Origin of the sequence: Pseudoalteromonas nanhaiensis, from assembly GCF_051235485.1 — a bacterium.
In the GTDB taxonomy this organism is placed as follows: Bacteria; Pseudomonadota; Gammaproteobacteria; order Enterobacterales; family Alteromonadaceae; genus Pseudoalteromonas; species Pseudoalteromonas lipolytica_C.
The window spans coordinates 94,848-107,792 of record NZ_JBPNYQ010000012.1 but is presented as its reverse complement, the minus strand read 5'-3'; the positions used below and the strand labels follow the sequence as shown (position 1 = coordinate 107,792).

At 42.2% G+C, this 12,945-nt stretch carries 11 protein-coding genes; 4 read left to right on the top strand and 7 right to left on the bottom strand.

All coding sequences use genetic code 11. The features are described from left to right. Positions 1-41: 41 nt before the first annotated feature. Complete coding sequence (locus ACSFVZ_RS12170) at positions 42-1,781, bottom strand: DUF927 domain-containing protein (RefSeq protein ID WP_435558951.1); 1,740 nt, start codon at positions 1,779-1,781, stop codon at positions 42-44. Further along, positions 1,768-2,010 (bottom strand): helix-turn-helix transcriptional regulator, encoded by a 243-nt coding sequence (locus ACSFVZ_RS12165; RefSeq protein ID WP_017043889.1) that lies wholly within the window; start codon positions 2,008-2,010, stop codon positions 1,768-1,770. The genes ACSFVZ_RS12170 and ACSFVZ_RS12165 overlap by 14 nt, the downstream gene beginning before the upstream one ends. A gap of 392 nt (positions 2,011-2,402) precedes the next feature. On the opposite strand from ACSFVZ_RS12165, the gene ACSFVZ_RS12160 reads away from it, so the two are divergent. Continuing rightward, entirely contained in the window at positions 2,403-3,716 is a 1,314-nt protein-coding gene (locus tag ACSFVZ_RS12160) for an ATP-binding protein (RefSeq protein WP_001189491.1), read from the top strand. A gap of 544 nt (positions 3,717-4,260) precedes the next feature. On the opposite strand, the gene rlmB is transcribed toward ACSFVZ_RS12160, so the two are convergent. From rlmB to ACSFVZ_RS12135, 5 genes are all read right to left on the bottom strand, one after another. After that, positions 4,261-5,007, bottom strand: a complete 747-nt coding sequence (gene rlmB, locus ACSFVZ_RS12155; protein WP_135923516.1) for a 23S rRNA (guanosine(2251)-2'-O)-methyltransferase RlmB — start codon at positions 5,005-5,007, stop codon at positions 4,261-4,263. After that, on the bottom strand, positions 5,004-7,487 hold the full coding sequence (rnr, locus tag ACSFVZ_RS12150) for a ribonuclease R (protein WP_138556724.1): 2,484 nt from the start codon (positions 7,485-7,487) through the stop codon (positions 5,004-5,006). The genes rlmB and rnr overlap by 4 nt, the downstream gene beginning before the upstream one ends. A 145-nt stretch (positions 7,488-7,632) precedes the next feature. Next, positions 7,633-8,235 carry a response regulator transcription factor gene (locus tag ACSFVZ_RS12145; RefSeq protein WP_054561025.1) on the bottom strand — a complete coding sequence of 201 codons (603 nt, stop codon included), beginning with the start codon at positions 8,233-8,235 and terminating at the stop codon, positions 7,633-7,635. Then, on the bottom strand, positions 8,232-9,317 hold the full coding sequence (locus ACSFVZ_RS12140) for a sensor histidine kinase (RefSeq protein WP_199526627.1): 1,086 nt from the start codon (positions 9,315-9,317) through the stop codon (positions 8,232-8,234). The genes ACSFVZ_RS12145 and ACSFVZ_RS12140 overlap by 4 nt, the downstream gene beginning before the upstream one ends. Before the next feature lie 74 nt (positions 9,318-9,391). Next, entirely contained in the window at positions 9,392-10,096 is a 705-nt protein-coding gene (locus ACSFVZ_RS12135; protein WP_171040380.1) for a tetratricopeptide repeat protein, read from the bottom strand. Between the two features lie 183 nt (positions 10,097-10,279). Between ACSFVZ_RS12135 and ACSFVZ_RS12130 the strand changes: the two genes are divergently transcribed. From ACSFVZ_RS12130 to ACSFVZ_RS12120, 3 genes are all read left to right on the top strand, one after another. Next, entirely contained in the window at positions 10,280-11,188 is a 909-nt protein-coding gene (locus tag ACSFVZ_RS12130) for a DUF350 domain-containing protein (protein WP_235382453.1), read from the top strand. A gap of 107 nt (positions 11,189-11,295) precedes the next feature. Further along, on the top strand, positions 11,296-12,162 hold the full coding sequence (locus tag ACSFVZ_RS12125; RefSeq protein WP_235382452.1) for a DMT family transporter: 867 nt from the start codon (positions 11,296-11,298) through the stop codon (positions 12,160-12,162). Further along, positions 12,159-12,857 (top strand): glycerophosphodiester phosphodiesterase, encoded by a 699-nt coding sequence (locus ACSFVZ_RS12120; RefSeq protein ID WP_135923513.1) that lies wholly within the window; start codon positions 12,159-12,161, stop codon positions 12,855-12,857. The genes ACSFVZ_RS12125 and ACSFVZ_RS12120 overlap by 4 nt, the downstream gene beginning before the upstream one ends. The last annotated feature ends 88 nt before the right edge of the window (positions 12,858-12,945 follow it).

Sequence of the window (12,945 nt, the reverse complement as noted above, 5' to 3'; positions counted from 1 at the left end):
TCACTGCCAGGCGACAAGCCCACACAGGATTCATCGCCTTTTTAGTCATCCAAAATACTGCCTTTTACGCAATACATGCGTGGGCGGGTGTTGTCGGGCAGGCTGACTTTGCGCTGTGGTCGGTTGCCATCGGGAACTAGGTAGCCTGCGGCCATCAGTGCTTTGGCGGCACGTTCTGGGCTGAGGCCTTCGGTGGCTTCACGCCAGCCAGTTGGGTAAAACAGGTAGAGAGTTTGTGGGCCAGTAGTATCAAGCCAACCTGCACGCTGGCGTACTTGACTGCTGTAACCGATTTGTTTAGGTGTAAAACGACTTTCGCCATGCTGCTCAATAAAACTTCGTACTTGGCGAATGGCTTGTTGGTCTTCATTGGCGGCCACACCACCGCGGGCAAGTATCCATTGGTTAAGCTGATTTAAGCAGGCGGCTTCGACATTTTGGGTTGGCCAATCGAGTACTTCGGCTTGAATGGCTAACAAGCCTGCGCTGGCCAGTAAGGCAAATTTTTCGGCAACTCGACGCACTTGGCCGTCAGCCTCGGGTGGTAAGCCGGTTAAAAAACGTTGGCGTACGTTTTGGAAAACGGGGCGCACCTGCGCGCTGTGCTGCGTTAAATACCGTAACCAGTCCAAGGCCAAGCTGCCGTAATGTTGGCGACTTTGCTGTTTAAGATGATCGGCTAAATCGGCAGCGTTCATACCATGACTCTGGTTAAACACGCCCATTTGCGCTCCAGCATCGGCACTGAGATCAATCACGCGCACTTGCTGCCCCGCTTTCACGCGTTTGCCAATACTGGCAAGATGGCTTTCGAGCGTCACTTCGCCAGTAGATAAAAACACCAAACGCCAACGGGCGGGTAAGCGCATTTCACCGTATTTGCCTGCTCGTGTTTTACCCTGACCATTGGCAAGCATGTAAGCGACATCACCCGCCTCTTTTGGATCAACTTCACCCATTTCATCGAGCGCCAGCAAGGCATCGTTATGCGCTAATGCTGTGCCTTCTAAACCGTTGGCCGTGGCACGCCAACTGTGGCGCAGCTGATTAGGTTCGCCCCACACCGATAATGCCGGATACAGCGCTGCGGTTTTACCAGTGCTGCTGGCACCGTAGAGGTGTAAACCAAAACCATCCACCCCGCACAAATGCAACAAAGGCGCAGCCAGTGCAGCACAAACGCCAACAATTAATAGCGGGTTATCTAGACAATAACGGCCAACGTGCTGCCGCCAACTGTCGCTACTACCTTGTTGAATAAAGCCTTCTATCGGGTGCATGGTTTGCAGCACCATGCGCGGGTTGTTGTGTACGCTTGGGTAAAAGGTGAGGCGCGGATGCACATAAGCGTGGTGATGCCAACCAATACAGTTCACGCTGATAGCCTTTTGCGTAGCCAGTTCGCCCATTTGTTGAATAAACAGCGAGAGCAACTGCCGCGCTTTGACACTGTTGCTTAGGCGCATTCCTCGGCTGAGTAGGATTCGACGGTACTCGCTGCCGTCTCCGGCCAATAGTTCTGCGGGCATAGCCCAGTAGCGATGGCGATTGTCATCGTCTAACCAGTGCAATAAATAGCCGTAGTTGTCCCCTTGCGGATCGCGGGTACGAGCAGCTACTTGCAACCAAGAACAGATTTTAACTGGGCTATCTTGCCCTGCTGGTTGCATCACCAGCCAGTTTTGCGCGTTATAGGCAAAACCAGCCGGTAATGTTGGCATGTTGTTATTCACCTCATCGGCAGGTAACTGGGTTGATGCTGATGGTTTATCCACGGCCATAAGCAGCACCGATACGGCGGGTTTCAATCCACTGGTCGATATCGCTTTCTAACCAGCCCACGGCACGCGCGCCAATACGAATGGAACGGGGAAATTCACCATTGGCCATCAGGGCATAAATGGTACTGCGGCCAAAGCCTGTTTTGGCCTTTACCTCGGGCAAGCGCAAAATCCGCTGCTGACGCGCTGGGTGTACTGAGTTTGTGGGTGATTGTGTGGTTGGGTTCATCGTTTGCTTCCTCACTGATCTGTTAAGTTCAGTTAGGAGTTTGCCAGTACTAAACGGACGCAGTAGGCAGATAAATGCCCGGATCGTGCAGCTTTCTGAGGGTACAAGTAGCTACTTGCCCCAGAATTTACATAATGCCCCAAGTCATAAATACCCTGTGGGCAGGGCTAGTGTGTGCCTAAGTGGCGTGAACTAAGGCTTTGCCCAGACTGCCCCAGATGCCCAAAGGGTAAGTGCCCAAAGCCATCTCAAAAGGGAAAGCCTTGCCCAACGATAACGTCATAACACTTTTATGCGCATAAAAATGTAAAATTCCGCACTTTTCTGCGCGTAAAAGTGTAGACTGAGTTATACTACAGGCAGTTAACAGTCTTAATTGGCGGGAAATGACAATGCAGCGCAACTTACTCAACGCCCTAATAGCATGGAAAAGTCAACCTGTGCGCAAGCCATTATTGATCGATGGCGCAAGACAAACAGGTAAAACCTATCTACTGCAAGAGTTGTTTGGGAATACCTTTGCCAACATCCTTCGTATCGACTTCCTTGAAAACCCAGCTTACAAAGAAGCGTTCGATGGCTCGTTGTCACCTGACGAGCTAGTAATGAACATTGAGTTGTTAACCAACCAAGCGTTCAATCCAGACACCGACTTGCTGATATTAGATGAAATTGGCGAATGTGAACGAGCTGTAACTTCGCTGAAGTATTTTGCCGAAAAAGCACCGTCCTATTTTGTCGCAGCCAGCGGTTCAAATATTGGTTTGCTCAACACCTTCCCTGTGGGCAAGGTAGAACAATACAATTTACGACCACTGACCTTCCAAGAATTTATTTACGCATCCAACGAGCAAGCACTGATCAAAGCATTTGATAGTCAAGCAAGCACACCGGCGGTGCACACTAAATTGATGGATAAACTAACCGACTATTTTTTTACCGGTGGTATGCCGGAAGCCGTTTCTGCTTGGTATCAGTTTAAGGATTCAAGCATTCTAGAGCGTGTTGAAAAAGTCACAAAAATTCATGCCGATTTAGTTGAAGGTTATCGCCGCGATTTCGGTAAGTACGCGGGCAAGGTCGATGCCACACTGATTGAATCGGTGTTTAATAGCATTCCTGCCCAGCTATCACTTGTCAGCGATGAGTCAGTTAAACGCTTTAAATTTAAGCATGTGCATGAGCGTAAATCTCGTTATAGCGATTTTGAAACCGCGATCCATTGGCTTAACTGCTGCCGCTTAGCTTTGCCAAACTACCCTATTGAAGGATTACCTAAATCTCCGTTGGCGGCCTATAAAAAAGACAATATGGTTAAACTATTTCTGTTTGATGTGGGCCTGCTCAATCATATGCTGGGCAGCAGTTATAAAGAGATTAAGCAACAAAACTATGAATACAAAGGCTATGTGGCTGAAAACTTTGTGCAACAAGAGCTCACAGCTATTGGCGTTGACCCAAGCTATTCATGGAATGACGCCCGCGCCGAAATCGAATTTATTTTGGCGACCGATGAAGGCGATATCATCCCTGTGGAAGTCAAAAGTGGTAAACGTACAAGAGCAAAATCGTTGGCATCCTACGTTGAAAAATGTACTCCAAATAAAACCTTTAAGTTAACGGGTACACAAGGCTCTTCAGCGTTAGAACAAACCAATATCGTGATGCCTTTGTATTTCACGCAGTATTTACCAGAGAGATGGTAAAGGCACGTTGCCTAGCCCCGAAGGTCTACACAAAGTTACCTTAGGGATAACAATTTGTAGACCTGATGCTTACCATTCGACACTCAGTCTTATCTCTCTTGGATACCATAGTATCCATATTGAGCTTATTTCTATTAAAATGGACACCATAATGCCCATTTCAGGCTAAGTGAGCTTTCTGCTGACTCATTACTATCGTGTAGAACCAGTGAAAAAATGGCAAAGCTATGTTGACGGAAATCATGCTCGATAAAGCCCTTCAAAACTGCTATGTTTTAGCTCTAACAGCAGCATAAAAACGGCACTGTTTTTCCATTGCTAACCACTAAGATTTAGTAAAAGCCATAGGCAAGTGGTGGGCAGTTTGGTGGGCAAACAGGCATTTTTGAACGGTTTCTTTTCGATAACTCGTTGAGTTTGTTAGGGTCTAGGCCGCTACTCAATGAGCAAATTCAAAATATCGAATAAGGTTTATTTGCTCTAGACCATTAAAAAGCCAGTGAATATTCACTGGCTTTTTAATGCATAAATTAACGACCTGACATTAAAGTTGCGTCGCATTTCTTTGACGAAGTACTTCAAATAAGCAAATACCCGTGGCAACAGATACATTTAAGCTCGATACCGTCCCTGCCATTGGAATTTTTACTAGTAAATCACAATGTTCTCGGGTAAGGCGACGCATTCCGTCACCTTCAGCTCCCATTACTACAGCCATTGGCCCAGTGAGGTTTGCATCGAATAACTCAGTGTCGGTTTCACCAGCAGTACCAACGACCCAAACACCAGCGTCTTTAATTTCACGTAAAGTACGCGCTAAGTTTGTCACTTGCACAAGTGGCACTGTTTCAGCAGCACCACACGCTACTTTGCGCGCGGTACCATTTAATTTAGCTGATTTATCTTTAGGAACAATAATAGCGTGTACACCGGCAGCATCAGCGCTTCGTAGGCACGCACCTAAATTATGTGGATCCGTTATGCCGTCTAGCACCAATAAGAAAGGGGTTTCTTCGCGGGCTATAATTTCGTCAAGGTCTTTTTCACTATACATACGTGCAGCTTTAACATTGGCAATAATGCCTTGGTGTTGCTCACCGTTTGCTTTATTGTCTAGCGCTTTACGTTGCATAAACTGAACAGAAATACCGAATTTACGTGCTTGGTCAATAACCGGATTTAAACGTTTATCTTCACGCCCTTTTAAAGCATAAATTTCTAAAAAGCGCTCCGGCTCTTTTTCTAAAATTGCTTCAACTGAGTGAAAACCAAAAATTAATTCATTACTCACGTATTGTTTGCTCCTCGGCTACTTTGTTTGCGGGCATTCTTGCCCGGCCTTTTTGCCTTTTTAGTGGCTTTTTTCTTACTCTTCTTTTTACTGGCTTTTACAGCATCAGCCTGTTTGCCGCTGGGCTTTTTGCGCCCTTTAGCATGAGAAGACTTACCACGTTTTTCATTATCTTTGTCACCTGACTTTGCTTCAAAGCGATTTGATTCACCTTTTTTACCGGGAATTTTACCAGCTTTAAGCTGCGCGCGAACGCTTGGTTTTGCAGGTTCACCGCGACCACGACGACGAGCGTAACGATCTTGTGGTGCTTCACCCGCTAATACTAAGTTTATACGGCGCTCGTCAAGACTTACAGATGACACCTGAACCGTCACTTTATCGCCTAAACGATACACTGTGTGAGTTTGCTCACCAATCAAGCAATGCTTAGCGCCATCATAATGGAAGTATTCGTTGCCTAAGTTGGTCACATGGATCATGCCATCGATTTGTAAATCGTCTAAGCGTACAAATAAACCAAAGTTAGTCACCGATGAGATCACCCCACCAAATTCGTCACCAACATGATCTTGCATAAATTCACATTTAAGCCAATCTGCCACTTCGCGAGTCGCATCATCGGCACGGCGTTCAGTGGTTGAACACTGCTCACCTAAAATATCTACTTCGTCATCAGTGTAAGCGTATTCACCCGAAGTTTGCTGGCCTTGCGCTTTAAGCACCGCTTTAATAGCACGGTGCACGACTAAATCTGGATAACGACGAATTGGCGATGTAAAGTGCGCATAAGCTGGTAAGGCTAACCCAAAATGGCCAATGTTATCAGGCTGATAAACAGCTTGCTTCATCGAGCGTAGCAGCATAGTTTGAATAAGTTCTGCTTCTGGGCGGTCGCCTAATTTAGCTAACACTTGAGTGATTTCTTTTGGTGTTGGCTCATCAGAAATCGCCGCTTCGATGCCAAGCTCTGATAAAAAGTTTCGGAAAAAACCTAACTTTTCAGCATCAGGCTCATCATGCACGCGATAAAGCGCACTTGCTTCGTGTTTTTCTAATAAGCGGGCTGCTGATACGTTCGCTAGAATCATACACTCTTCGATAAGTTTGTGTGCATCATTGCGAACCACAGGAACGATTGATTCAATCTTGCGATGCGCATTAAACACAAAGCGCGTTTCTAGGGTTTCAAACTCAATCGCACCGCGTTCTTGGCGAGCAGCTTTAAGTGCCATGTACATTTGCTGTAAGTCAGTTAAATGTGGCACCATCTTGGCGTACTCTTCACGCAGCTTTTCATCGCCTTGTAAAATCGCATTCACTTTAGTGTAGGTAAAACGAGCGTGCGAATTCATTACCGCTTCGTAAAATTTATACCCTGATAACTTGCCTGCATCAGACACTGTCATTTCTGCGACCATACATAAACGGTCAACTTCTGGGTTTAATGAACATAGGCCATTCGATAGCACTTTTGGTAGCATCGGAATAACTTGCTCAGGAAAATACACTGAGTTACCGCGCTCAATTGCCTCTTTATTCAGTGGCGTGTTCATACCAACGTAGTGCGACACATCGGCAATTGCCACCCATAAGCGCCAACCGCCAGAGGGTTTACGCTCGCAATAAACCGCATCGTCAAAGTCACGGGCATCTTCGCCATCAATAGTAACGAGTGGTAAATCACGTAAATCAACTCGACCTTGTTTAGCTTGCTCATCAACAAACTCACCTAAATGAGCAACTTGTTTTTCAACCGCTTCAGGCCATACATGAGGGATATCGTGATTGCGTAGTGCAACTTCAATTTCCATACCGGGAGCTAAATGCTCACCAAGTACTTCTGTCACTTTACCCACAGCATTCATATGTCGACTAGGGTTTTGCGTAATTTGCACCTGTACCATTTGATTATGACGTGCGCCATTTTCACTACCCGGCAGTATCATAATGTCTTGCGTAATACGCGGGTCTTCCGCTACCACAACGGCAATTCCGTGCTCAACAAAATAGCGGCCAACAATTGGCGCGCGTTCATTGGTAAGCACTTTAATGATGCGTGCTTCGCATTTGCCACTTGAACCTTTGCGGTTACCTTTAGCAAGCACAATGTCACCGTGCAACACCATATTCATTTGGTGTTTCGCGATAAACCAATCTTTACTCTCGCCTTCAACTTCTAAAAAGCCGAATCCGTCACGGTGACCTATGACTTTACCTTTTACCAAGCCTGATTCATCTATCAATGCATAGCATTTAAATTTATTGAAATACAATTGACCATCGCGCTCCATTGCACGCAAGCGACGTTTGAACGCTATTTGACGTTCAGTATCATTCACGTGTAATTCGTCACAAAGTTGTGTGAAATTAGCTGGTTTTGCGCGTGATTCTAAGTGAGCAAGTATGAACTCACGGCTAGGGACTGGGTTTTCGTACTTTTCTTGTTCTCGACTGAGATTTGGATCCTGTTTTGACATTCACTATCTTGTTAGTTGGTTATGTGGTTATTTTAACCCATATCCTAACAATGAGACAGGCAAAAGCTATTAAACTTTTAAGAAATTGATTAAACCAGTTTTCGCACTCAAATTGTTCAATAATTTAATAGCAAAATTAAGGACCTTATAACCACCCTTTTTGTCTTGCTATGCGAGCAGCATCTACTCGGTTTACCGCATTTAGTTTACTCATTGCTTCTGAAAGATAATTTCTAACCGTCCCTTCTGATAAAAACAATGTTTTTGCAATATCTTGAGTTTTTAAGCCATCACCGGCTAATTTTAATGCTTTGCGTTCTTTATTAGTCAATGGATCAGTGTCAGATAATGCAAGTAAAGCAAGTTCGGGATCAATGACTCTTCGGCCTTGATTGACTGATTTTATTGCATTAATTAAATGCTCTGATGGCGCTTCCTTTAAAATAAAGGCGCGAACATCTGCTTTCATAGCACGTTTTATGTAACCTGCCTTTGAAAATGTAGTTATTATCATGGTTTTAATATCAGAATGGCGCTTACTCAGTATTTCTACCAATTCGATGCCTGACATATTGGGCATTTCAATATCTGATAACACCATATCAATCTTATTTTGTTCAATAAATTTAAGTGCAGCTTTGCCATCCTCTGCTTGCCCAACGACATTAATAAATGGATCAAGTCCAACAAGCGCACTAATTGCTTCCCTAACCATTTGCTGATCTTCAACAATGAGTAAATTAATCATGATAAATTCGCTTGAAAATTCATAGTCAGGTTAAACCCTTTTTTATTTTCCACAATAAGCTCTCCGCCAAGTGCTTCAGTACGCTGCTTAATGCCATTAATGCCATTGCCACTTTTAAATGTGGTTACTATACCGTTATCCTTAATTGATATTAGTTCCTTACTAATATCAATTAAAACTTCATTCCCTTTACTATGCCTTAAAATATTAGTGCAAGCCTCAGTAACAATAAGCGATACGGTTTTTTGTGTTGCTGTAGATAAGTTTGTTAATTCATTGTTTACTATTACATTAAAGCCATTTTGTGTTAGCTCTTCTTGCAAAAACTCTAACTGTTTAGTGAGGTTAAACTGTTTCATATTTGTTACTGCTTTACGAATATCACTGAGTAAATCTCGGCTAATGGCCGCCACTTGCTTTATTTCACTCTGTGCTTGCTCAACGTTATCATTAACAATTAACTTTTCGGCTAGTTCTGCTTTTAGAGCAATCGACGATAGACTGTGACCAGCTAAATCATGAAGGTCTCGTGCAATGCGTTCACGTTCAGCAATCATTGCCAACTGTTCTATTTGATGTTGACTTTTTTGTTCACTTAACTGATGTATTCGTTCACGCCTCTCAGCACGTCCCATAAAATAAAGTGCAATGCTGATGATGAGTGCTGGCGCAATAAAATATGGATTATTCAAATCAAATAAATACACCGCGAGAAAAATACTTAAAGCAACAGCAACTAGCCCTAAAACGCCTTTTTTTTGTCTAAAGTTGAACCCAAAAAAATAGCAAGCAAAGCCAAATAAAGTTTGTGTTCCAAGAGTTAAATATGTACCAAAAGTTGCGATAATAACAATTATAGACACTGGAATGAGTGCATCTTCACCTTTTGCGTTAGCAGCTTTAACATAGTAAAAAATAAAAGTTATATATATCATAACTATAATAAAAATATCTAAAGCTGCGAATTGCTCAAAACTTAGAATCAACGGTAAAAAATAAAAACTTGAAAAAACAAGTGGACCCCAGACCCAGTAAGGCTTTTTTTCAATTGCTAAGCTTTGTCTAAAACTATCACTTTTCATTTATGCTCAATCCCATTTTTTGGCTTTTTTAAATCTTATCTAAACTTGGGCAGCATATGGCTGCCCACGATTAGTTACTGCTTATTGTTATTTATCAAAACTTTAGGCCATGTATAGTTTGGTGCAAGGTCAAGTGATGTTTGCCAATCTTGCACTGCTTTTTGCACATCATTTAGTGCTAAATATGTTAACCCACGCCAGACATATGCTTCCGCCTGCCCCCATTTATAACCATCATTATTATCATTTTGATAGTGAATAAGAGACGCATTCAATGAGCTTAGCGCTTGCTGTTTACTTCCACCAAACATGCTAGGTGTGTTTAAAGCAATTATACCTTTAACTAGATGAGCACGAGGATTACTTTTGTCAATTTGCACCGCATTATTTAACGCATTGTTCGATTTTATGCCGTAGTAAAAACCTGTAATAGGTTTAATCGAAATACGATAACCATACACTTGAGCAAGCAATGCGTTTGCCTCACTTTTATCTGCGCCAAGTTTATCGTCTAAAAGCACTGCTTGTGCAATATCAAGTAAGGCAAGCGCTTTTTCAGTTTCACCCATGATATTATGTGCAATAGCAAGGCGATAATTCACAAGCGCTGCATCATACCCTGCTGCATTTTTTGCTATTTCGGTAAGTTCTGACAAGTTATGCTGTTGAGATGCAAGTTCAATACTATCTATAGTACTTTGTTCAGCAAATACGTAATTTGTGTTAAATGTAATTGCCGCAGCGAATAACGAGTAAATATTTTTAGTAATTAGATTCATAGCTATACCCTTTATATTAATGAATGACAAACCGGCATGTATCGGTACAGGTATAGTGTTACTTAAAAAAGAATGAGTGTTTAACGACATTTGTAAGCAATACATCATGACAATTGTCATAAAAAAGCGATGAAACTTTTAAGAAATTGATTAATTCTGCCAAAAATGAAGCGTTGATATTCTTTGCAACAAACACTCTGTGTTAATATTTTCGAAAAAGAACAACAAAATAACCCAACCGTTATGGATATTAACTTAACTCACTATCTTTCAAGCATGGCTTACAATAGCGCCTACATAGCTCTATTCATTGCAATTATAGCCGTTGCAAAACTGTCGTATAACTTAGCAACTCCTTATAACACCACCAGTCAATTAACCGATAATGCAAATAGCGCTCTGGGTCTTTCAATTGGAGGGTATTTGGGAGCAATCACTATTATCTATGGTTTTGTTTTAACAGGCCCAAGTAAAGGCTTAATTACCGATTTAATAAATGTTTCGCTCTACAGTTTACTAGGAATGGTGTTGTTAACATGTTCACGTATTTTAAATGACAAATTATTACTTCGTTTATTTTGCAACCAAGAGCAACTAATAAATCAACAAAATGAAGCAGTTGGCTTGGTTCAAGCCGCTAATTACATGGCTGCAGCCTTGATCATTGGAGGCGCTTTAACGGGAGAAGGTACTTGGTTATCAGCAATAGTGTTCTACTTGCTAGGTCAACTTATGCTAATTATTTTCGCTAAAGGCTATGATCACCTCACAGCTTTTAATTTGAATGAGCAACTAGAAAAAGGTAATAAAGCTGTTGCGCTGAGCTTTTCGGGCACCATGTTGGCATTGGCTATTATTTTATGTCATGCGCTTATTGGTGGCTTTCACTCTTGGCAGCAAAGCTTAAGTTTATTCTTTATTGACGCATTATTTGGCTTTTTAATTTTACCGGTTGTTCGTTACTTAGTTGATAAAATTATTTTCAGTAAAATTTCGATTGATCAAGCAATGCAGGATAAAAACACAGCAGTCGCTGTAATAGAAAGCAGCATTGCTATTTGTGTTGCCGTTATTATTACTATCGCTATTTAAGCTTGTAATTTTGGAATTAAACGAATGGATTAGCCTATTTGGGGAGTTTACAAAGTAAAGGATTACCGTTACAAAGAGAGTTAATAACAACAATAATAGGGTCAGTAATGCAGGCACACAAACAAAGCCTAATATACTTGCACATTGCAGTACTGCTATTTGGTGGAACGGCATTATTTGCAAAGTTAGTCAGCTTAAGTGCATTAGATATTACCGTTTACCGAACAGCGATTGCAGGCTGTGCATTAGTGATCTTACTCACAATTCAAAAGAAAGCCATCAAGCTCCGCTCTGGTCGTGATTACCTCATCGCCTTATTGCTTGGCGTAACGGTTGGGATTCATTGGCTCACCTACTTTGCTGGTATGCAATTGGCTGGTATCGCTGTAGGTATGATTGCCTTTTTTACCTACCCTGTTATCACAGTGTTTTTAGAACCTTTTTTTCATGGTAACAAACCACAACTGAAAGATATTTTTAGTGCTTTGGTTGTAATGGCTGGCATTTACTTGCTCATTCCTGATGCTAGTTTAGGCAATGATGTAACTATGGGCATTGTCATTGGCATTTTATCGGCGTTATTTTTTGCTTTTAGGAATATTGTTCACAAGCGTTACTTTAGCCAATATGGCGGTCCTCAAACCATGCTTTATCAAACCTGGATTGCCAGTATCATGCTCTGTGCCTTTGTTGAAGTGCCGCCATTACAAGTTGATACAATTAATTGGCTGCTATTAATTACCGTTGGGGTTATTTTTACAGCAGCGCCCCACTCATTGTTTGCGGCAAGTCTGCAAAACTTATCGGCTTCAACGGCTGGTTTAATATCTTGTTTGCAACCTTTGTATGGCACGTTTTTCGCTTTTTTAATTTTGCATGAGCAACCTTCAATTAGCACCCTATTGGGCGGTGCATTAGTGATAAGCGCCGCTTTTTATGAAACATGGTCAGTGACTCGGAAACATAAGCAATGATAAAAGTATTCGCTCACAGAGGTGCCAGCGGTACCTACCCAGAAAATACCAAGAGCGCCATTCTCGCCGCCGTAGATTTGGCAGTAGATGGTATCGAAATTGATGTACAAAGCTGCCTTGATGACTACATGATTATTCATGACACCTGGCTTGATCGCACAACCTCAGGTCGCGGTAAAGTGAATGCTTGCTCAAAAGAGCAAATTCAACAGTACGATGCGGGTAATGGCGAAGTAGTGCCGACTTTACAGCAAGCTATTGATTGGGTCGATGATAAAACTTTGCTCAATTTAGAGCTAAAGCACACCTTTTCATTAGACAAGTTTGTTGAGCTTATTGAGTCAAATGTCAGTACCGGGAAAATTTCTAGAGATAACCTTTTAGTCTCATCATTTGATCATCACCAACTAATGTGGCTTAAACAAAAACTGCCTTGGGTAAAGATTGGTGCTCTCACCGCCTCTATTCCAATTAATTACAGTGAATTTGCGCAAAAACTGCATGCTTATAGCATTCATGTAGATAAAAACTTTATAAACCATGAGTTTGTTGCGGATGCTAAGCAACGCGGTCTTCAAGTTTATGCCTATACGGTCGATAAGGTAGAAGATATAGAGCTTATGCTAGAGTATGGCGTAGATGGTATTTTCACTAATTTTCCATGTCATACACAAATGACACTACAGTCACTGTAACTCAACAAAACTAAGCTATACTGTTGAATTATGTGAAAATGAACAATACTAAAATACGCCAAAATGAATCAACACAACACCATATTGA

Bases quoted from the DNA above. Each gene is read 5' to 3' on its own strand.
- ACSFVZ_RS12135 (WP_171040380.1), bottom strand. From the start codon at position 10,096: ATGAATCTAATTACTAAAAATATTTACTCGTTATTCGCTGCGGCAATT.
- ACSFVZ_RS12120 (WP_135923513.1), top strand. From the start codon at position 12,159: ATGATAAAAGTATTCGCTCACAGAGGTGCCAGCGGTACCTACCCAGAA.
- ACSFVZ_RS12125 (WP_235382452.1), top strand. From the start codon at position 11,296: ATGCAGGCACACAAACAAAGCCTAATATACTTGCACATTGCAGTACTG.
- rnr (WP_138556724.1), bottom strand. From the start codon at position 7,487: ATGTCAAAACAGGATCCAAATCTCAGTCGAGAACAAGAAAAGTACGAA.
- ACSFVZ_RS12170 (WP_435558951.1), bottom strand. From the start codon at position 1,781: ATGGCCGTGGATAAACCATCAGCATCAACCCAGTTACCTGCCGATGAG.
- ACSFVZ_RS12160 (WP_001189491.1), top strand. From the start codon at position 2,403: ATGCAGCGCAACTTACTCAACGCCCTAATAGCATGGAAAAGTCAACCT.
- ACSFVZ_RS12145 (WP_054561025.1), bottom strand. From the start codon at position 8,235: ATGATTAATTTACTCATTGTTGAAGATCAGCAAATGGTTAGGGAAGCA.
- ACSFVZ_RS12140 (WP_199526627.1), bottom strand. From the start codon at position 9,317: ATGAAAAGTGATAGTTTTAGACAAAGCTTAGCAATTGAAAAAAAGCCT.
- ACSFVZ_RS12165 (WP_017043889.1), bottom strand. From the start codon at position 2,010: ATGAACCCAACCACACAATCACCCACAAACTCAGTACACCCAGCGCGT.